This window comes from Sphingobacterium sp. ML3W (genome assembly GCF_000747525.1).
Classification (GTDB): Bacteria; Bacteroidota; Bacteroidia; order Sphingobacteriales; family Sphingobacteriaceae; genus Sphingobacterium.
Genome location: NZ_CP009278.1, coordinates 4646012 through 4667718 on the forward strand (window position 1 = coordinate 4646012; position 21707 = coordinate 4667718).

A 21707-nucleotide genomic window follows, 5' to 3' on the forward strand; every position below is an offset into this window, starting at 1 on the left:
ATTAACTGTGTCTCGACTTCCTAATTAGATCCATGTACTATGGAAAGAAACTGAATTAATTCTTTGCTTGAATTTCATGCTGCTTCCTCTGCTATGTTCGAAGGAATTGAAACCGCGGCACGATTAATCTGACTGATTAAATTTCTCCTTATCTGGAAAAATCGATGTAACCTTTTATATATCAGAAATAAAAGTTATTGCTTTTTGCCAAATTTTCAATTCCTTGTTATTGATGCATTTCTAAATACTAATTTCTTAACGGTTTTCCTTTTGTTAACATAAATTGAATCCGCTCCAATGTTTTCCGTTCCGCACATAACTCAAGAAAAGCTTTTCGCTCTAAATCCAATAAATATTGCTCTGAGACTTCTGTTGGTGCAGACAATTCGCCACCACATAAAACTGTTCCTAGTTTTTCTGAAATCTTTTTATCATGATCCGAGATATAATTTCCCGCCCGCATTGAGCTTGCTCCAACATATACTATACCAAGACCTTGTTTTCCTAATACCTTAATATCTGTTCGTTGTACAGGTTGCAGGTATCCAGCATTTGCCAATTCCAAAGCTTTTTCTTTAGCATCGGCAATGAGTCTTGCCTTATTCATAGTAATGGCATATTTACCTTGCTGTAAATAACCTAATTCAAAAGCCTCTACTGCCGAAGTCGATACTTTTGCAGTACCTATAGTCAAGAAACGGTCCTTTAACGTATTTTGAACAATTTGATCATCTTTGTATTCATCTGAAGCACGTAAAGCAAATTCTTTCGTGCCTCCTCCTCCAGGGATAACGCCAACACCAAATTCGACTAAACCCATATATGTTTCAGCATGTGCCTGCACAAAATCTGCATGCATAGAAAATTCACAGCCGCCACCCAGTGTCATTTGAAAAGGAGCGACTATCACGGGTATCGATGAATAGCGGATACGCATAGAAGTATTTTGGAAAGCACGAACTGCCATGTTTAATTCATCATAATCTTGCTCCGCTGCCATCATGAATATCATGCCTATATTTGCACCTGCGGAGAAATTTTTCCCTTCATTGGAAATCACCAATCCACGATACTCTTTCTCTGCCAAATCAATCGCTTTATTTACTCCTTGAATGACATCTCCACCTATCGTATTCATCTTTGTATGGAATTCACAATTGATGATACCATCTCCTAAGTCAATGATTGAAACTCCTGAATTTTTCCAGATTGTCTTGCTATCACGAATATGATCCAAAACAATTAAGTCCTCAGTACCGGGAATCGGTTTGTATGATTTGGAAGTGATGTCATAATAATAACGTACACCATTTTCAATTTTATAAAAAGATTCACAACCTGCATCCAACATAGCATGTACCCATTGGGCCACTTCACCACGTTGACCTGGAAGACGTTTTTCTTCTGTTTTAATTTTTTCTATTGTCTGACGAACACCTAAGGCATCCCACACTTCGAAAGGTCCTATCTCCCATCCAAAGCCTGCACGCATTGCATCATCGATACGGAAAAAATCATCCGTAATCTCCGGAACACGATTAGATACATATTCAAATAATGGATAATGCATCGCACGGAATAATTCCCCTGCTTTATCTTTTCCTTCTTCATACACTTTCATTCGCTGACGAATATCCTCCACCTGCTTAGTCGCTTCCAAGGTCGTTGATTTAACTTTCCCTTGTGATTCAAACACTAGTGTTTGAAGGTTTAAAGCCTGAATTTCAGAATTCCCTTCTGCATCTTTTATCTTTTGATAGAATCCTTTTTTCGTTTTCTCACCCAACCACTTATTCTCTACCATTTTGGTTATGAAAGATGGCAATTGAAATACTCCTTTGGCTTCATCATCGGGTGCATTTTGTGCGAGTCCATTAGCCACATTGACCAATGTATCTAAGCCCACGACATCAGCTGTACGGAAAGTTGCAGATTTAGGATGTCCCATTGCAGGTCCTGTATATTTATCTACTTCTTCCACAGTCAAACCTAATGGCTCAACTAAATGTGTCAAAGCAAGCATGGAATAAACACCTATCCTATTTCCAATAAAAGCAGGTGTATCTTTACACAATACAACCGTTTTACCTAAAAATTTATCTCCAAATTTCAACAAGAAATCGACCACCTCATCTTTCGTGTTTGGCGTAGGGATAATTTCTAACAATTGTAAATAACGGGGCGGATTGAAGAAGTGTGTTCCACAGAAATGATCTTTAAAATCTTCTGACCTACCTTCTGTCATTAAATGAATGGGAATACCTGATGTATTTGAAGTGATTAAAGTTCCGGGTGTACGGTATTTTTCTACTTGTTCAAACACAGATTTCTTAATATCCAATCTTTCGACCACAACCTCAATTATCCAATCGCAGGACGCGATATCTGCCATATTATCATCAAAGTTTCCTGTCGAAATCCTTTTAACAAAGGATTTGCTATAAATAGGAGATGGATTAGATTTGACAGCCGTTTCTAAAGACTGATTGACAATGCGATTGCGCACGACCTTACTTTCCAAAGTAAGTCCTTTTGCTGTTTCAGTGGGTAACAGTTCTTTTGGAACAATATCCAAGAGTAATACTTCCGCACCAATGTTAGCAAAATGGCATGCGATCCTAGAGCCCATTACCCCAGATCCTAATACTGCTACTTTTCTAATGTTTCTGCTCATTTATTTAATTGTTTATTATCAATAATTAGGTTAACCTAATCATTGATCGATGGTACTGTTTTCTTCTTGATAGGCGGTGGCTAATTCATTCAATTTAGCCAAAGATTTCATCAGTTGTGCCCGTTCCTTTTCCGATAAATTTAATTCCAAATAGTGATTAAAGTTACGAACGACATTCTTTGCTATTTCCCTTTTTTCTTTCCCTAATTCGGTTAAATAAACCCTTACTGATCGTTTGTCCGATGCACTTGCTTCCCTATAGATAAATCCCAATTTTTCTAAATTATTTAACACACGAGACAAACTAGTTGTTTTTACTCCGGTAAGATTTGCGATTTGCGATACTGGAGTACCTTCTTTATGGATATTAATTAAAATATAGCCAGCAGCTTGTGTAAAACCATATTGGGCTGCAATTTGGTTATACTTATTAGCTATGGTCTGCCAACCTGTTTTTAAAAAATAATCGATAGTTTTATTCTGGTTCATAATTTATATTATTATATTGCTATGCAAGCATAACAAATCTAATTTATTTTTCTTAGAATTCAAATAGTATTTTTTTATTTTTTAATAAATACTTGTCAGAAATGAGTAGCACTGTTCCAAACTGCCAAAACTCACTCATAGACTTACAGAAAAGCAATATTTTCAGAATGTGGAAAACTTTTAAACACTACAAAACAACAAGTTAAGCAAAACAACACTATAGTTACTCACATTAATGCTTTTATTTTCAAAATTAAATCGGTTACCTTTGTACAAACAAACATAAACGTATGGCTTTAGTTAATATTCCGAGACTTGACTTGCTAAATTTCACTGAGGGAAATTCAGATCAACGCAATCAATTTATCCAAGACATTGGAAAAGCTTTTAACGAAACTGGTTTCGTTACTATTGCAAATCATGGTCTTTCAAAAGAATTAATAGACGAATTGTATCAAATCGTTCCGGCATTTTTCTCGTTGCCGACAGCGACCAAATTAAAGTATGAGTTTCCCGAACTTGCAGGACAAAGGGGCTACACGACAAAAGGCCGTGAAAAAGCTAAAGACTCCACCACTCCAGATTTAAAGGAATTTTGGCAAAGAGGACAGACGATTGTTGGTGAAGAATATAGTAAAACTGATTTCCCTGATAATCCGGAAGTTGCCGAATTACCTCGATTCAGTGAGATCACCGGCGAAGTATATAAAAAGCTAGAAGATACTGGTCGCGAATTATTAAAAGCTATCGCAACTTATTTAGATTTAGAAGAAGACTACTTCGAAAAATTTGTCATCAATGGTAATTCAATTTTAAGAGCAATCCATTACTTTCCGATTAAAAATCCAGAAGAATTAGCTGCTGATGCTGTTCGTGCAGGAGCACATGAAGACATCAACTTAATTACTTTATTGATTGGGGCTAGTGCGGATGGTCTGGAAGTAATGACAAAAGATGGCAAATGGTTCCCTATTAAAGCAAAAGGTGAAGATATTGTGATTAATGTGGGCGACATGTTACAACGCTTAACCAATAACAAATTAAAATCAACGACACACCGTGTGGTAAATCCTCCTCGCGAATTAATGGGAACTTCTCGTTTCTCCATTCCTTTCTTTTTGCACCCTAAGTCATCGATGAGTTTAGCTTGTCTCGATTCTTGTATCAGCGAAGATTATCCAAAGGCGTACCCTGATTATACAGCAGGAGAATACTTGGACGAACGCTTGAGAGAGATCGGTTTGAAGATGTAATAATAAAGACCGTGTTTTATAACAAAATAAGGCGCTACAGACTAATCTGTAGCGCCTTATTTTTGTTATGGTAAAACTATAATCAATTGTCAATACTCAGAATATTCACAATTTATATCCAATACCGACATTCATAAAAATGTTGTGCATACCAAAACTAATACTTTCAAAACCAGTTTTCATAATGTTATTAAAGCCATAATCAAACTGTGCTAAAGCGAACAATTTCTTATTGATATTATAAGAAGTCCCTAAACTCGCTCCTACATCAATGTTCCGGACACTTTTTGAAAAATCATATGCTGCCTCATCGACAATTAGCTTCTCTCCTGTTGGAACCTCACTTCGCATATAGCCATTTGTAGCCTCTCCAAAGAATTTTCTTTTGACAGCAAAAGCAATGTAAGGACCTGCTTGAACATTCCACTTCTCAGATAATTTATAAGTAGCTAAAACTGGAACTGAAAGATAAAGGTTGTGCACTTTTGTTGTAATATCACCTGTATAATAACCTCGCATATTTTCATTAGGATCATCATTCGCATTAAAAGTTGTTTTATATCCTTTAACGGTAGCATCAGCATTCATGCCCTTACCTTCAAATGTTAAACCTAAGATTACTCCCCATTTTTGATCAATTTGGTAATTTGCTCTAACTCCCAAAAGAAATGGCACTGCAGGGGTATATTTATTAATTTTTCGAATTTCCTTTGGTAATGATAAAGGAGCAGCTCCTCCGATTTTACCACCCGCTATGATATCAATACTAAAATTATTTCCGACAGTATCCTGCTTGACTTTTTCATCCGCTTGTGCTATCATAGTAAATGTAGAAACCACTAAAGCGATTATATAATATTTCATATTCATTATTTTGTAATTACTTTTAGATCATCAATGATTAACTTACTTCCAACTGCACCTATAAAACGATCGCCATATTTACTTGAAGACATCACAATAGCAATATTATAATCCAAGCTAGCGATAGCTACGTCATCTACTGTTGTAGAATAAATGAAAGGAATACTGAATTTTGCGAAATCATTTCCCGCTGTTGGTGCACCATTTTGAAGTTTAGCAATTGCGACAACACTTGGATCTTTAAGGATATTGTGACCAGTCAAATAATCTAATGGTTTTTTTATCGCTTTTTGCGATTCTACCAGTTCCTTTCTATTGTACAATACAGCATAAATATCACATGAATCCGTCATGTTCAAGACATTCATTTTTTCATCTGTTACAACTGCTCCAGCGGTATATTTAAAATACCCCTCTAACGACAAAGGAATTTTATTAAAAGGCATACCAAAACGCGTTGCAGACAATGGATCCGTTAAAACAGGACCCGTATCAAATGAGCCTATAAATAAATTGCCTGCAGCTATAGGTTTGCCAAACATTGCTCCAAACGAACCCGTCGTTTTTGTTTCTAATAGAACTGCTTGCTCTCCTGAGTGGCTGACTTTAGTAGTTTTAGTTGGATATGCCTCGGGAGTAGGTGGAATTTGCGAAATCATTAACGTTAGTGAAAAACTAGCATTTCCAGATGCCCAATTATAAAAAGGCACACCATCAATTACATCATAAAAAGTAACATACTTATTATCCTTGTCTATTTCACTCTGTTCAAATCCAAAATTCAAAGGAACCAACCCTCCTTCAGTACGACGCATCTTCACGAGGTAGTTTTTTGAAAATTGACCATCTTGTGAAGTCGTTTTATAATATACACCTTTATCAAAATATTGCTTCAACATAGCCTTATTTGCATCACTTTCTTCCGGATCTTTCTGTAATGAATCCGTAATTAGTGAAACTGTTGCTCCTGGTGTTACATCAAAATCAATCTTTAAATCCGCAAGATCAATACCTGGTCTCACATATAAAACTATAGCATTATTAGAAATTAATGGTTCTAACAGCAGGATTTCGTCATTTAATAATTTATTATCACTTAGATGAATCCCAGTAATGTCGGCTTCCATATTTAAAGCCTCATCTTTCACACAGCTGGCAAACAAAAGAGTAGACAGCATGGTGAATAAAACAGTTATTTTTTTCATCAAATATTTAATTTGGAGAGAATATATAAATAGGAATGTCTTGCTAAGGCATTCCAACTAGAATTCGCAAAGGTAAGATTGTTGGACTGACAACTTAAATTTCGTGGAGAAAAAAAGCTATTGTCTCTAAAACTTGACAATTAAAGGAAAATCAACAGTTATTAGAGATTATCTTTCACCTTTCTAGGTAATGAAGCGAATACAAGATCATAACTATGATCAATCAACTCCAGTAACTTCTGGTCCGCTAATTCGCGATTCGCATGGACAGTATTCCAGTGTTTTTTATTCATGTGATAACCAGGAAAAACGGTCTGTGTAAACTCTTGCCGCAATATCACCGCATATTCAGGATCGCATTTCACATTAAAGGATAATACGTCAATTTGGTCTAGCCCCACTAGTAGGAAGACTTTTCCCACGACTTTAAATACTAAGGTGTCGGGCCCGAAAGGTAATTCTTCTGTAACGGCCCTTTTTGCAATACAAAATTCGCGTAAATCCTCTATATTCATATGTGCATTTTTTTCATAAAGCTAAGAAAAAATTTATTACTCACTACTTAAGAAGTAACTATGAACATAAATTGATTCATCATTTGTTAATTATTGTAAATAATCCATGCTTTTTATAACATTGTGATTACAGAATTATTAAGATTCGCTTAATATTCTATATTTGCGAGATAACTTCACCTAAATTACGTTATGCGCAGGATACTTTTTCTCCTTTTATGTTTTTGTACATCATTAAGTTTTGGCCAATCTTCTATTAAGGGTAAAGTCATGGACAAAGGTGAAAATAAACCACTCGTAAATGCTTCTATAATATTACTTACTGCTCAAGATTCTATTTTAAAGACATTTACACGCACAAATGACGTTGGAAATTTTTCAATACAGCAACTTGAAAAGGGTTCATATCGGATACTTATAACTTACCCAAAATTTGAACTATTTAGTGACGTCATAGTTATTGATGAAGGCAAAGTGGATTTAAATGATATTAAATTGAGTTCTAGAGCAAATATTCTTGAGGAGGTCGTTATAACGCACAAGCTTCCGATAAAAATAAAAGGTGATACTATCGAATACAATGCTTCTAGTTTTGAAACTGAAAAAAACTCCAAATTGGAGGACCTCCTTAGAAGATTGCCTGGGATGACCATCTCTTCAGATGGAACCATCACTGCACAAGGTAAAACAGTATCAAAAGTTTTAATAGATGGAGAGGAGTTTTTTGGTTACGACCCGAAAATAGCCATCCGAAATGTACGCGCAGATGCAGTTGATAAAGTGCAGGTCTATGAAAAAAAATCTGATGAGGCAGAATTAACAGGAGTAGATGATGGTGTACGTATCAAAACTGTTAATGTTGTTCTAAAAGAAGAGGCCAGAAAAGGTATTTTTGGAAATGCGAATGCAGCTATTGGGACTAAGGGATTATTTGACATTGGGCTCTTTGCTGCCAAATTCAATCGGACGGAACGCATTGGACTAACTGGAAATTGGAATAATATGGGTGCTGGAAATGATTCTCGTATTCGTTCAAATTCAAGTATTCAAGGTAAGCCTGAATATAAAAACATCGGTGTCAATTATGACAATGTGTTTCTCAATAAAAGATTGTCTCTAAATTCGAGTTACAATTTCAATAATAATAGTAATTCAAATGAAAGAGAGTCTTATAGTAAAGAAGTTTTTCCAGATAAAACACGTGAAACAACCGAAAGTAACACCTCGGAATCAGATAGTAAAAATAATAATTTTCGAACTCGAGTGCGCTTCAAGATTGATTCTATCCAGAACCTTGACGTGCAATTCAACGCCGGAACATCCAACTCTCAGAACAATAATACTTCAGAGAGGCGCATTACCAATAACGATACTACCTTAACCAATACATTTAAAGAAAATAACACTTCAAATGGAAATAATGATAATGCAGAATTCCGTATTAATTATAGGAGAAGACTGAATAATAATGGACGATCGTTCAATGTGCAGTTTAACACCCAGTTATCGCAAAATAAATCTATCGCTCAAGTAAACTCTACAACCAATTTTTATAAAATAGGATTACTTGATAGCGTCATTCTGGATAAAGTAGAACTTCTGGATCAACAACGCATTAACTCAAGCACCAACAATCGAATCGGAACTTCTTTAAATTTCCATGAAAAACTATTTCAAGACTTGTACTTAACCTTAGGTTATACCATGAATACCGCTATTTCTAAAAGTCTTAACAACTCCTTCAATGCGGATATTGATCGGGAGTATACGATACTAGATTCATTATATTCTAAAAATGAAGAAAACAGAAATCTAAATCAAGGAGCAAACATTCAATTGAATTACAACATACAGGATAAGTTAAACATCAACTTCTCTAATACAATAAGCTATAAAAACCAAAAATTAATAGATAGCTACCGTGATATTAATTTAAACCGCAACTTTTGGGACAATAACCTCAACATGAATGTCAATTACAAATTGACATTAAATAAGAACCTGATGGTCAGCTACAATACATCAAACAGGATTCCGACTTTTGGGCAATTACAATCATTACAACCGTTAACAAACCCTTTGTTTATACAATTAGGAAATCCTGATCTAAAGAAATCTACCGAAAATGCCTATAACTTTAACTTCAATAGCTTTAGTATTTTAAAAAGTTCGAGTTTCAATATAAATGCCGGAATTACAACGACGCATAACCCGATTGCAAACAAGAGGGTTCTTGATACGACCGGGGTAACCACTAGTAACTACGAGAACATAAAAGATAAGATTAACTGGTCTGCCAGAGTCTATTCAGGATACAGCAAACCCCTCTTCAATAATTTACTTCAGTTCAATCCGAATGCTAATCTAAACTATGGGAATAGTTATGATTTTATCAATGGGGAGCTCAACAATTCGAAAAATTACAATGCAAGTATAGGCTTTGGATTGAATAAACAAAATTCTAAAGTTGTTGATTTCAACTTCTTCAGTAGCATCGGTGTGGATCGCCAGGAGACGCTCTTGAAACCGGAATTAAATAACAATAGTCTCAGGACTAACATGAATACGGATATTAAATATTTTTTACCTTTCAAATTTGATTTGGTACAAGTTATCAACTATGGCTTTACGGGTAAAAACAAAGTTTTCACAAAAGCGATCCATCAGTTTTATATGAATCTGGAGCTCAATAAAAAATTGATGAGTAATAATCTGCAATTGAGCTTAAAAGCTTTTGATATTTTTAAAACTTTCAATACTGTAAATAGATCCTTTAATAGCAGTAATTTTTCTGAATCGCAACAGCAACTGATGACACAATATTTTATGCTTGGATTGAAATGGGATTTTAACAAAAACTTAGGAAAGAAAAATGACTAGATTACTAATTTGTTTTGTTCTTATCGTATTGGGCACCGATTCATTTGCCCAAAACGTTTACTTTGCTACAAAGGGAACTATCCATTTTGAAAAAGTGGTCTATACGAAAGCGCGGATGCGCGAACTCATGGCAAAACATAATGGCAATAGAGGGATGATGTACATGGGGAATATCGACGAAATGCCTGAAAGTTCAACCTCAAATTTTGTCTTAAAGTTTGATCAAAACCAAACACTGATGCAACCTGAAGCCGAAGATACCCCGAGTAAATCGGGGGCAGCTAAGGTTGTAACAACTAACGGACGTAGCTCCGGAGGTTTGCGTGGAAATATGGGATCGGCACAAAGAAATAGAGGTAACAATGCCAATAGCCGATTCATGAGGGGTAATGGTAAGATGGGAGATAAAACTTATTTTCAAAATATCAAGTCTAAGACCTCTGAGATACAGCTTCAAATAGACGAAAAAATAATTATCAAGGATAGCCTTCAAGATGTCACCTGGCGCTATACAGATGAATTTAGAACAATTGCAGGGTATGAGTGTAGGCGTGTAAATGGTGCTACTAAAGATTCTTTATATCTCATTGCATTTTATACGGAGGAAATCCCAGTGTCTGGAGGGCCCGTTCTAACTGGAGGATTACCTGGGATGATCTTAGGGCTTGTCATACCTGAAATGCATATCAATTATTGGGCTACAGAAGTGGAATTTACAAATGATGCGCTATCCAATTCGTGGAAAGATAAAAAGGCAAAAGAAATGACTGCCAATGATTTTTTCAAATTACTTTCCAACACCATGTTTAGAGGAAGAGGGAACAATGAGTCGCTGCAGAGAAGACAAATATTAGAACAGGTTATTTATTAAATAACCTGTTCTAATATCTACTTGGTTAAGGCAATAACCAACTCCTGTTGTATAGCAATTCCCTTATCCTGGTTATACCATTTCTGAATTTCTTCTTTTATATCGTTGAATTCGGCTCCCTTTTCTTTCATATTGATAAACAAATCTGTACACCCTTGTGGGCGGGGACCCCAGACTGCTATATCTTCTTCTTGCTCATTACGGATGATTAACTTCGGAATGGATTTCCCTCCATTTGTCATATACCCATCAATTGTAAAGGGCTCGGAATCACGCAATTGAATATCCAATTCAATAAAAGGATTGTTTTTCACCATTTGGTAGATCATGGGTACAGCATGAGCCGCATCACCACACCAAGGTTCTGTTATCAATATCCAATGTTGCTTTGTTGCTATCGTGGATATAACAGTGATTGTTTCAGGATTAGGTTCAAACTTTTTCAGCCAACGATTCATTCTTGACCAATTCAATTTGGTATACATCAAAATTTCCTCATCTTGATAACCTTCATATTGAGTAGGGTTTTCTAAAACGGCTTGAAAATAGGATAAATATGTTTTGAAATTCATATTATGGTTTTTTTTTGCAGGATGCAATATGACAAAATTTTGCCATTCATGCAATTCAGACACAACAAAGAAACATAAAAATGACAGTTTGTCACCAATTATGACGCGATATTGCTAATTTAATTCATTTTCATGCAAACAAAATGATTGGCACAAGGGTTGATTAGATAGCTATACAATTAGATTAGTAAAAAATAAATATATATAATATGTCTAAAATAATAGGAATCGACTTAGGTACGACCAATTCATGTGTTGCTGTAATGGAAGGTAACGAGCCGGTAGTTATTGCTAACAATGAGGGTAAACGTACAACCCCTTCTATCGTTGCTTTTGTTGAAGGTGGAGAACGTAAGGTGGGTGATCCAGCGAAGCGTCAAGCTATCACAAACCCAACTAAAACTATTTATTCTATTAAACGCTTCATGGGTTTATCATATGATGAGTCTGTGAATGAAGCGCAACATGTACCTTATAATATAGTAAAGGGCGACAACAATACACCACGTGTAGAAATTGACGACCGTAAATATACTCCTCAAGAAATTTCAGCAATGATTCTTCAAAAAATGAAGAAAACAGCAGAGGATTTTTTAGGTCAAGAAGTAACGGAAGCTGTTATTACAGTTCCTGCATACTTTAATGATGCACAACGTCAAGCAACTAAAGAAGCTGGTGAAATCGCTGGTTTAACAGTTAAGCGTATCATCAATGAGCCAACAGCTGCAGCGTTAGCTTACGGTTTGGATAAAGCACACAAAGACATGAAAATTGCTGTTTTTGACTGTGGTGGTGGTACTCATGACGTTTCTGTATTAGAATTGGGTGATGGTGTATTTGAAGTAAAATCTACTGACGGTGATACTCACTTAGGTGGTGATGACTTTGATAACGTAATCATCAACTGGTTGAATGATGAGTTTAAAAATGAAAACAATGGCTTTGACTTGAAAAAAGATCCAATGGCATTGCAACGTTTGAAAGAAGCTGCTGAGAAAGCTAAAATTGAGTTATCAAGCACAACTTCTACTGAGATCAACTTACCATACATCACTGCTGATGCTACTGGCCCTAAACACTTAGTACGTCCATTATCTCGTGCTAAATTTGAGAGCTTAGCTGCTGATTTAATCAAACGTACAATTGACCCTTGTCGTTCGGCATTGAAAAATGCTGGATTCAGTACTGCTGATATTGACGAAGTTATTTTAGTAGGTGGTTCAACTCGTATCCCTGCAATCGTTGATGCTGTAAAAGCATTCTTCGGAAAAGAGCCTTCAAAAGGTGTTAACCCTGATGAAGTTGTAGCATTAGGTGCTGCTATCCAAGGTGGTGTATTAACTGGTGAAGTGAAAGACGTATTATTATTAGACGTTACTCCTTTATCATTAGGTATCGAAACAATGGGTGGTGTGATGACTAAATTAATTGAAGCAAATACAACTATTCCTACTAAAAAGTCGGAAACGTTCTCAACTGCTTCAGATAATCAACCATCAGTAGAAATCCACTGTTTACAAGGAGAGCGTCCAATGGCTGCTCAAAACCGCACAATTGGTCGTTTCCATTTAAATGATATCCCTTCTGCTCCTCGTGGTGTTCCTCAAATTGAAGTAACATTTGACATCGATGCAAATGGTATCATTAAAGTTTCTGCTAAAGATAAAGCAACTGGTAAAGAGCAAAATATTCGTATTGAAGCTTCATCTGGTTTATCTGACGAAGAAATCAAAAAAATGAAAGAAGAAGCGGAAGCAAATGCTGAAGCAGATCAAAAAATGAAAGAAGAAGCTGACAAAATCAATGCTGCTGATGCTTTAGTATTCACAACTGAAAAACAATTGAAAGAATACGGAGACAAAATCTCTGCAGATAAGAAAGCTCCAATCGAAGCTGGCTTAGTAAAATTGAAAGCTGCTTACGAAGCTAGAAACTTTGCAGATATCGATACTGCTTCTGCAGAATTGAACAATGCTTGGAATGCTGCTTCTGAAGAAATGTACGCTGCTTCTCAAGGTGGTTCACAACCACAAGGTGACGCTGGTCAACAACCAAACAATGGTGGAAACCAAGGTGGTGATGACGTAACTGACGTAGAATACGAAGAAGTTAAATAACTTATACTTCCTAAGAATATAAAAAGCTCGAAGATTAATCTTCGAGCTTTTTTTTATTAATCTCAGGATGGAGGTCATTGAAATATTCAGCACATTGGCTTATCAAGATTGATATAAATCCTTTATAGTAGCATTTATCTACCCTAACGCATACAAGTATATCGCCCCTCCAATCTTTATTACTTCTTATAATGACTCAATATCCCCTTATCTAAGGTCGCCCAAATACCTGCCGGCATATTCGCTTTTTTTAAGGCTGTGTTTGTCCATGTATTACAGGAGTAAAACATACTATATGACCCTTTAGCTTCATAAAAAGCATCTGAATCACTATACTGAGCATTTGTATTGATTACAATTGGCTTATTTTGAGCATCATATTCTACGGACGATTTCACAAAATCAATGAGGCTTTGATATTGCACAGTATCAATCATATACTTATAACACAGTTCACTCTCCACGACAGATTTATGATAGGTAATATGAAGCGCCGTCTCTCCAATCCCTGTAGCAGCTACAAATGCAGTAGAAGCCTTTAAATCTTTCCATTCTGGTGTGTTTAGATAAAAACCCTTATCTCCCCACCCAATTCCTATATAACTATATGTTGTATCTGTTCCCTTATTATTACTTAATGGAAATAAAATAGACCAATCCATCTGATTATTTTTCACTGGAAGTACAAGATCTGTATGCACACCATTGGACATGATATACACGGTAATGTCTTTTGACAAGGCAGACTCGTCTCGATGTGCGCTTATTCTTGATAAGACACGCTCTGACAACCAATAAATAAAAATGGTTGCAATTATTGCGATAATAATATATAACACCACTTGAAATGCTTTTTTCATATTTATAATGGACTTGGATTTAGAACAAAATAACGTTCTAATATTCAAACATAAAAAAAACCCGTAACATTTGTTACGGGTTTAAAAAATAATACCATTATGTATTAATATAACTTCTCAGGATACGCACCTTCAGCGATAAGCTTTAAGATAGAAGCCTTAACTATTTCTTTATCTTCTTTATAGGTAACACCAAACCATTTTGATGATGTTGGAATAACCTTAAATTCTGCTTGTTTTGTTTGTACGATATGATCGGCTACAGATGGTATAAAAAATTCAGATTTAGGATCTTCAGCATTATTTTCGACGAAATCCTTGAACATTTCTTCAGCTACATCAAATACTTTTGGTGTAAAACCCCAGAAGTTCATAGAAACACGACTAAGCGGATCTAATTCAGTAATAACATCTCCCTCTTCGAAGACAATTTTCTTCTCGCCTTCAATTTCTTTATAATAGATTTTTGTACGCTCCGTAACGCTATTCATATGTCCAGATGCGCTTACTTCACAAACACCTCTTGATACATATCCATAATCTGATAATGTATTTCCAACTTGGAATCCCATCAATGCCATTTGCTGATCTGACACCTCAGTAGTTAAAAATTGAGCCATCTTTTGGTAAGAATCTGTACCATAGAAATCATCAGCGTTAATAACACAAAAAGGTCCATCAATTTGGTTCTTTGCACTCATAACTGCATGAGCAGTACCCCAAGGTTTTGCACGTTCTATTTCACGGTCAATACCAAATTTCTTCAAATCAAAATCTTGGAATGCATAATCTACCTCAATTTTCCCTTTCAACTTTTCATCAAAAACTTCTTTCATTTTATCTAAAAATTCTTCACGAATAATAAATACTACCTTGCCAAATCCAGCATTAATAGCATCATAGATAGAATAATCGATAATAGTTTCGCCGTGAGGCCCAAAAGCATCAATCTGTTTCAATGATCCGTAACGGCTAGCCATCCCTGCTGCCAAAATTAATAAAGTTGGTTTACTCATATTCAATTTCTAGGTCGTTTCTAGTTTAAATTTATGCAAATATATAAATATTAGATTACTTTTTCTTAAAGAAAGCTGTTAACAAACCACTTGCTAGTTTACTTAACAATTTTACACCCTCTCTTGCCAAGGTTGTTGTAGCGGTCTTTTGAGCAGCTTCAAGTGGTGTTTGCCTGGTAGAAACACGCTTAGAAGCTTTAGCATCCTCTTTTGTTCGATTTAGTTGTTCCTGTTCCGTAGCTGCATACTTCATTTTCTCATCTACAATCTCAGCCGCTGAACGATTCTCTTCTCGTTCTTGGTATTTAGCGTGCAGATCAGATTGCAACACAAGCTGATCAAATGTGCTGGTATCCGCTGGTCCCATCACTGCACGAGCTGGAACAAGATGTGTAGCCACAACTTCAGTAGGAATTCCTTTATCATTCAGTACAGTAATCAATGCTTGCCCTGTCCCTAATGATGTTAGCACTTGATCAATGGCATAAAAGTCGGACTTTGGATAAGTTTTTACGGTCTTTCTTAAATTCTCAGCATCATTAGGCGTAAAAGCACGTAATGCATGTTGAACACGATTTCCCAATTGTGCTAATACCGATTCTGGAATATCTGTCGGTGATTGGGTACAAAAGAAGACGCCTATACCTTTTGACCGTATCAATCTTACAATTTGTTCTACTTGCGTCATAAATGCTTTTGAAGCATCTTTAAACAGCAAATGGGCCTCATCAAAGAAAAAGACCAATTTTGGTTTATCTAAATCGCCTACTTCAGGAAGATTTTTAAACAATTGTGCTAAAATACTTAACAAAAAGGTTGAAAACAGAACGGGTTGATCCTGAACATCTGAAATGTTCAATAAACTTATTACTCCTTTGCCGTCCACCTTTCGAAATAAATCTTGTATATCAAATTCTTTCTCACCGAATATATGTGCTACCCCTTGTTGCTCTATGGCTACAATTTTGCGTAAGATTGTTCCTGAACTTGCTGTACTAATTTTACCATAATCATCTTTAATTTCATCACTCCCTGGACCATCAGCAAGGTAGCTTAATAATTTTTTGACATCATTCAGGTCGACTAAAGGCATATCATGATCTTGTGCATATTTAAAGATTGCAGCTAATACACCGGTCTGTGTATCATTTAGTTCCAAAATACGGGCTAATAAAATTGGACCAACATCAGACACTTTTATCCGCATAGTGGTTCCTCTTTTCCCTGTTAAGGAAAACAATTCAATAGGAAAACTTGCCGGTTGAAAGGGAACACCAACAGCATTTCCACGATCAATTAACGCTTGATTGGTCTGTCCCTCTACTGCCAGTCCAGATAGATCACCTTTTACATCCAACATAAAGACAGGCACACCTGCATCTGATAGTTGCTCTGCAATTAATTGTAATGTACGCGTTTTTCCTGTACCTGTTGCTCCTGCAATCAAACCATGACGATTCATCATCTTTAAGGCCAAATTAACTTTAGCTTCTGATAGAATATTTCCATCCAAGATGCCTGCACCCAAATAAATATAAGCGCCTTTGGGACTATAGGATGTTTTCACCTTTTCAATAAATTGTGCTTTATCTTCCATTACATTAAATGCTAATTTTAAAAACTGAAAACAACCTTTACTTACTTTACTATCATCACCTTTTACAGGTTATATTTCTTAGATTAAAGATAGAACGAAATATTGAGTCTTTGTAATTTTTTTGTCAGCAAGAGATTATTTTTAGATTAGTTTATAATTTTTTAACATGAAAAATGTATTTTTACATACTCTAAAAAAGGGAACAGAAACAGTTTGAAAAAAGATGTTTAATAAAAAACTTAGAAATATAGCGGCGATATTATGTGCTTTAATCTTTTTCATAAAGATGAGCATATCGATTACACCCCTATTTTCTTCTTTGATAGATCAACATACCATTCTTCAAATTGTGCTCCAATTAGAAATTGAAAACAACAATGGCGCGCATAGTGATCATAGTGAAACCGGTTCAAAATTCTTTAATTCAAAAGTTGAAGACACTTATTTCTGGGCGATCATTACTGACAATCATGGAAAACAAAAGCATTACTTAAAAAACGAAAAAAGTATTCGCGCTTTCCACCCTTCTGTTCCTACGCCGCCTCCTAACTGCTAGTTTCCCTTCTGTGCCTTCGCACGGCTTCAACTTTACTCAGGTCTGATTAAAGTAAAATATTGAAAATATTCAGATAAAATTTTAGACAAAAACTAATGTTTGGAACTCGTATGTCTGCTTTTCTAAAACTATCGAAAAGAGACTTAAAATATGATGTACCTGCTAGTGTTGTGGTGTTCTTGGTAGCATTGCCACTATGTTTAGGTATTGCAATGGCCTCTGGTGCGCCATTGTTTGCAGGATTGTTAACAGGAGTGATTGGCGGAATAGTCGTCTCTTCTATCAGTAAATCGCCTTTAAGTGTCAGCGGACCTGCAGCTGGACTGACAGTGATTGTTTTAGGTGCTATTCAGAGCCTAGGAGCTTATGAAACGTTTTTACTTGCCGTACTTCTGGCTGGTGTTATCCAATTGGTTCTGGGTATAGTAAAGGCTGGAATAATAGGAAACTATTTCCCTTCATCTGTAATTGTAGGTATGCTTGCTGCAATTGGTATCACCATTATATTAAAGCAAATTCCTTTAGCACTTGGCATGATAGAGGCTCATGCATTTGAATTTGATAATGGACATGGAGTAGGTGCATTTACAGACACCTTAGTGTCTTCAATTGGGTTAGGGGCATTTATCATCTGCATGTTATCATTAGCCGTATTAATATATTGGCCAAAAATACCTAAGCTAAAAAGCATACCCGCTCCTTTAATAGTTGTTGCTTTAGGAATAGGCTTAGCTTATGTATTTAATGGAACGCGCTTTCAATTAGCAGAGTCCCAATTTGTTTTAATACCTATCGTCAATTCATTTGCTGAGTTTACTGGGCTCTTTACACATCCAGATTTTTCGCAGATTATCAATAAAGAGGTATGGATTATCGCTTTCACTATCGCAATAATTGCGAGTTTAGAAACATTGCTTAGTATAGAAGCGGTTGATAAGATTGATCCTTTCAAAAGAAATACTCCTACCAACCGGGAACTTATTGCACAAGGCGTGGGTAATATAACAAGTGGTCTGTTAGGTGGCTTACCTATGACTTCTGTTATTGTACGCTCTTCTGCCAATGTTAATGCAGGTGGCAGAACTAGACAATCTGCTTTACTTCATGGTGTTTGGCTATTGTTGGCCATATTGGTTATCCCTACTGTCTTAAATTTTATTCCCCTATCATGCTTAGCTGCAATTTTACTGCAAACAGGATACAAATTAGCAAAACCAGTGTTATTTACTAGTATGTATAAAAAAGGTCTTGACCAGTTCATTCCATTCATTGCAACGATTACAGCAATTGTATTTACAGACTTATTAATGGGTGTTGGAATCGGTATTGTTGTTGCTACTTTTTATATCCTAAAGGCCAATATGCAAAATGCTTTCAAATTTGATATCGTTAAGCATAACGATTATGATAAAGCAGTCATTACATTAGCAGAAGAGGTTTCTTTCTTAAATAAAGCTCCGATACAACAAAAGCTTTATAGTCTTCCAAAATCTGTTGGCCTTATTGTTATTAATGGTACAGGAAGTAAATTCATTGACAAGGATGTCATTGAAGTCATTAAAGATTTCGAACAAAATGCCTTGACAAAAGGAAAACGCATTGAATTAATGGATGTTGAATACAAGAAAAAATAATAAAATTAAAACAATTAATTAACGAGATTTGTATCTCTATTAAGGATACAATATACTGCTCAATCAAGAATGAGCTGTGCCAAAAGATATAAAAATGGAAAAAGATTTAGAATTAGGATTTGAAAGAATTTTGCAAGGAAATCGGGAATGGATGGACTTTGTTAAACAAGATGAATCGGGTCGCTTTCAACAATTATCAAAAGGGCAGAATCCAGAAATCTTATGGATTGGTTGTGCAGACAGCCGTGTTCCTGCAAACGAAATAACAGGTACTAAACCTGGAGAAGTTTTTGTACATCGTAATATAGCGAATGTCTGTGTGCACTCCGATATGAATATGTTAAGTGTTCTGGATTATGCAGTATCTGTATTAAAAGTAAAACATGTCATTGTTGCAGGTCACTATGGTTGTGGTGGGGTGGCAGCTTCCTTGAGTCGTAACCAATATGGTGTAATTGATAACTGGTTGTGCCATATTAAAGATGTTTACCGTTTGCATGCTGCAGAAATTGATGCCATTGAAGACAAAGAACAAAAAGAAGACCGCTTGGTTGAACTTAATGTTATTGAACAAGTATTCAACCTTTGTACAACTTCAATCGTGCAAAATGCATGGAAGTCGGGACAGCCTTTGGCTATCCATGGTATGGTCATTAACATTGCTACTGGACAACTGGAAGATTTGGATACAACCTTCACTAATAATGAAGCATTAGGTCAGGTATTTGCCTATAAATAGCAAACAAAAGGGTCGGCTAACCGACCCTTTTCGCCAACCCAAAGCCCTCTCCTACATTACTATTACTGCTTCTAACTCTGCATAATGTATAAACTAAATCTTACTTTAAGGGATGTTGCTTTAAAATGTAATAACTACTACGGATAATTCGAAGTAATACTTAACTTTGTATTATGATAAACGAGGAGAAATCATTAAATTTTATTGAAGAAATTATCGAAGAGGATCTTCGTAACGGGACACATGATGGACGTGTATTAACGCGTTTCCCTCCCGAGCCAAATGGCTATCTTCACATTGGTCATGCCAAATCAATTTGCTTAAACTTTGGTTTAGGACAAAAATATAATGGCCAGACAAACTTACGTTTCGACGATACAAACCCTGTTACAGAAGATACAGAGTACGTTGACAGCATCAAAAAAGACATTCAATGGCTTGGTTTTTCATGGGCTCAGGAATTATATACTTCCGACTACTTTGACACGCTATATCAATATGCAGTTGATTTAATCAAAAAAGATTTAGCTTATGTTGATGATAGCACAGCAGAAGAAATTGCTGCAGCTAAAGGTACACCAACTGAACCTGGAGTGCCAACACCTAACCGCAGTCGTAGTATTGAGGAGAACTTGGTTCTCTTCCAAGAAATGAAAGATGGTAAATACCAAGATGGTGAGAAAGTATTGCGTGCCAAAATAGACCTTGCAAATCCAAATATGCATTTAAGAGATCCGTTATTGTACCGCATCAAACATGCGCACCACCATCGCACAGGTGACAAATGGTGTATATACCCCATGTATGATTTTGCACATGGACAATCGGATTCTATTGAGAAAATTACACATTCCATTTGTACTTTAGAGTTTATTCCACATCGTGCTTTATATGATTGGTGTATTGAGAAGTTAGAAATTTTTCCATCTAAACAATATGAATTTGCTCGTTTAAACATGACCTACACAGTTATGAGTAAGCGTAAGCTTCTACAACTCGTAAATGATAAATTTGTAGAAAGCTGGGATGACCCACGTATGCCTACTATTTCAGGTTTACGTCGAAGAGGTTACACGCCAGCGAGTATCCGTACATTCTGTGATAAAATTGGTGTCGCTAAACGCGAAAACATGATTGACGTCAGTCTTTTAGAATTCTGTATTCGTGAGGACTTGAATAAAACGGCATGGAGAAGAATGGCAGTATTAGATCCTATTAAATTGGTGATCACCAATCTTCCATCAGACTATACCGAAGATCTACATGGTGAAAACAATCCAGAGGTAGAAGGTGGTGAAGGTTCGCGCGTGATTCCTTTTTCAAACGAGTTATGGATCGAGCGTGATGACTTTATGGAAGATGCTCCTAAGAAATTTTTCCGTTTAGGCCCAGGTCTTTCAGTTCGTTTAAAAAATGCGTATATCGTTACATGCCATGACTTTGTTAAAGATGAAAATGGTCAAGTTACAGAAATACATTGTACGTATATATCAAATTCAAAATCTGGCGAAGATACTTCAGGAATGAAGGTGAAAGGAACGATTCATTGGGTTTCAGTACCTCACGCTAAAGAAACAGAAATTAGATTATATGATCGTTTATTTAACGATGAAAACCCTACTGCTGCAGAAAATTTCAAAGAATCAATTAACCCTGATAGCTTAAAAATCAGTAAAGCTTTTATAGAACCTGATCTATTAAATGCAATACCAGGTAAAGGTTATCAATTTATTCGATTAGGATATTTCACTTTGGATACGACATCTACCCCAGATCATCTAGTTTTCAACCGTACGGTTGGATTAAAAGATTCTTGGGCAAAAGAAGTAAAAAAAGGACAGTAATAAAAAGGGGAAGCATATGCT

18 protein-coding genes are annotated in these 21707 nt (G+C 35.9%); 8 read left to right on the top strand and 10 right to left on the bottom strand.

Annotated features, from left to right (window positions below; genetic code table 11):
• Positions 1–74: 74 nt before the first annotated feature.
• From KO02_RS24410 to KO02_RS19900, 3 genes are all read right to left on the bottom strand, one after another.
• Positions 75–185, bottom strand: a complete 111-nt coding sequence (locus KO02_RS24410; protein ID WP_081918503.1) for a four helix bundle protein — start codon at positions 183–185, stop codon at positions 75–77.
• A gap of 62 nt (positions 186–247) precedes the next feature.
• Positions 248–2674 carry a 3-hydroxyacyl-CoA dehydrogenase/enoyl-CoA hydratase family protein gene (locus KO02_RS19895; RefSeq protein ID WP_038701134.1) on the bottom strand — a complete coding sequence of 809 codons (2427 nt, stop codon included), beginning with the start codon at positions 2672–2674 and terminating at the stop codon, positions 248–250.
• 39 nt (positions 2675–2713) lie between these two features.
• Positions 2714–3163 carry a MarR family winged helix-turn-helix transcriptional regulator gene (locus KO02_RS19900; protein WP_038701136.1) on the bottom strand — a complete coding sequence of 150 codons (450 nt, stop codon included), beginning with the start codon at positions 3161–3163 and terminating at the stop codon, positions 2714–2716.
• A gap of 290 nt (positions 3164–3453) precedes the next feature.
• Here KO02_RS19900 and KO02_RS19905 point away from each other — a divergent pair, with 290 nt between their 5' ends.
• Positions 3454–4416 (top strand): isopenicillin N synthase family dioxygenase, encoded by a 963-nt coding sequence (locus tag KO02_RS19905; protein WP_038701138.1) that lies wholly within the window; start codon positions 3454–3456, stop codon positions 4414–4416.
• Between the two features lie 105 nt (positions 4417–4521).
• On the opposite strand, the gene KO02_RS19910 is transcribed toward KO02_RS19905, so the two are convergent.
• The 3 genes from KO02_RS19910 to KO02_RS19920 all read right to left on the bottom strand — a co-directional run bounded on the left by KO02_RS19910 (position 4522) and on the right by KO02_RS19920 (position 7000).
• Positions 4522–5280, bottom strand: a complete 759-nt coding sequence (locus tag KO02_RS19910) for a porin family protein (protein WP_235212295.1) — start codon at positions 5278–5280, stop codon at positions 4522–4524.
• A 5-nt stretch (positions 5281–5285) separates the two neighbouring features.
• Entirely contained in the window at positions 5286–6485 is a 1200-nt protein-coding gene (locus tag KO02_RS19915; protein ID WP_051960087.1) for a PCMD domain-containing protein, read from the bottom strand.
• Between the two features lie 161 nt (positions 6486–6646).
• The gene (locus KO02_RS19920) at positions 6647–7000 is read right to left on the bottom strand and encodes an MmcQ/YjbR family DNA-binding protein (protein WP_038701145.1); all 354 of its coding nucleotides are present in this window, start codon (positions 6998–7000) and stop codon (positions 6647–6649) included.
• A gap of 270 nt (positions 7001–7270) precedes the next feature.
• On the opposite strand from KO02_RS19920, the gene KO02_RS19925 reads away from it, so the two are divergent.
• Positions 7271–9880: an outer membrane beta-barrel protein gene (locus tag KO02_RS19925; protein WP_038701147.1), complete on the top strand. Its 2610-nt coding sequence runs from the start codon at positions 7271–7273 to the stop codon at positions 9878–9880.
• Positions 9873–10751, top strand: a complete 879-nt coding sequence (locus KO02_RS22990) for a GLPGLI family protein (protein WP_051960090.1) — start codon at positions 9873–9875, stop codon at positions 10749–10751. The genes KO02_RS19925 and KO02_RS22990 overlap by 8 nt, the downstream gene beginning before the upstream one ends.
• A gap of 17 nt (positions 10752–10768) precedes the next feature.
• Here the strand turns inward: KO02_RS22990 and KO02_RS19935 are convergent, their stop codons facing one another.
• Entirely contained in the window at positions 10769–11323 is a 555-nt protein-coding gene (locus tag KO02_RS19935) for a thioredoxin family protein (protein ID WP_038703059.1), read from the bottom strand.
• A gap of 209 nt (positions 11324–11532) precedes the next feature.
• Between KO02_RS19935 and dnaK the strand changes: the two genes are divergently transcribed.
• Positions 11533–13440 (top strand): molecular chaperone DnaK, encoded by a 1908-nt coding sequence (dnaK, locus tag KO02_RS19940; protein WP_038701149.1) that lies wholly within the window; start codon positions 11533–11535, stop codon positions 13438–13440.
• A gap of 179 nt (positions 13441–13619) precedes the next feature.
• On the opposite strand, the gene KO02_RS19945 is transcribed toward dnaK, so the two are convergent.
• The 3 genes from KO02_RS19945 to KO02_RS19955 form a co-directional block, all read right to left on the bottom strand.
• A complete protein-coding gene (locus KO02_RS19945; RefSeq protein WP_038701151.1) occupies positions 13620–14300 on the bottom strand; it encodes a TIGR02117 family protein in 681 nt (226 codons plus the stop codon).
• Between the two features lie 104 nt (positions 14301–14404).
• Positions 14405–15316, bottom strand: coding sequence for a sugar phosphate nucleotidyltransferase (locus KO02_RS19950; protein WP_038701153.1), 912 nt, complete (start codon positions 15314–15316; stop codon positions 14405–14407).
• A gap of 55 nt (positions 15317–15371) precedes the next feature.
• Entirely contained in the window at positions 15372–16913 is a 1542-nt protein-coding gene (locus KO02_RS19955) for a helicase HerA-like domain-containing protein (protein ID WP_038701155.1), read from the bottom strand.
• A 286-nt stretch (positions 16914–17199) separates the two neighbouring features.
• Here KO02_RS19955 and KO02_RS19960 point away from each other — a divergent pair, with 286 nt between their 5' ends.
• The 4 genes from KO02_RS19960 (at position 17200) to KO02_RS19975 (ending at position 21686) form a co-directional block, all read left to right on the top strand.
• Positions 17200–17469 carry a hypothetical protein gene (locus KO02_RS19960; RefSeq protein ID WP_038703061.1) on the top strand — a complete coding sequence of 90 codons (270 nt, stop codon included), beginning with the start codon at positions 17200–17202 and terminating at the stop codon, positions 17467–17469.
• A 95-nt stretch (positions 17470–17564) separates the two neighbouring features.
• Entirely contained in the window at positions 17565–19103 is a 1539-nt protein-coding gene (locus KO02_RS19965; protein WP_038701157.1) for a SulP family inorganic anion transporter, read from the top strand.
• 94 nt (positions 19104–19197) lie between these two features.
• Complete coding sequence (locus KO02_RS19970; protein ID WP_038703063.1) at positions 19198–19842, top strand: carbonic anhydrase; 645 nt, start codon at positions 19198–19200, stop codon at positions 19840–19842.
• Between the two features lie 173 nt (positions 19843–20015).
• On the top strand, positions 20016–21686 hold the full coding sequence (locus KO02_RS19975) for a glutamine--tRNA ligase/YqeY domain fusion protein (RefSeq protein ID WP_038701159.1): 1671 nt from the start codon (positions 20016–20018) through the stop codon (positions 21684–21686).
• The last annotated feature ends 21 nt before the right edge of the window (positions 21687–21707 follow it).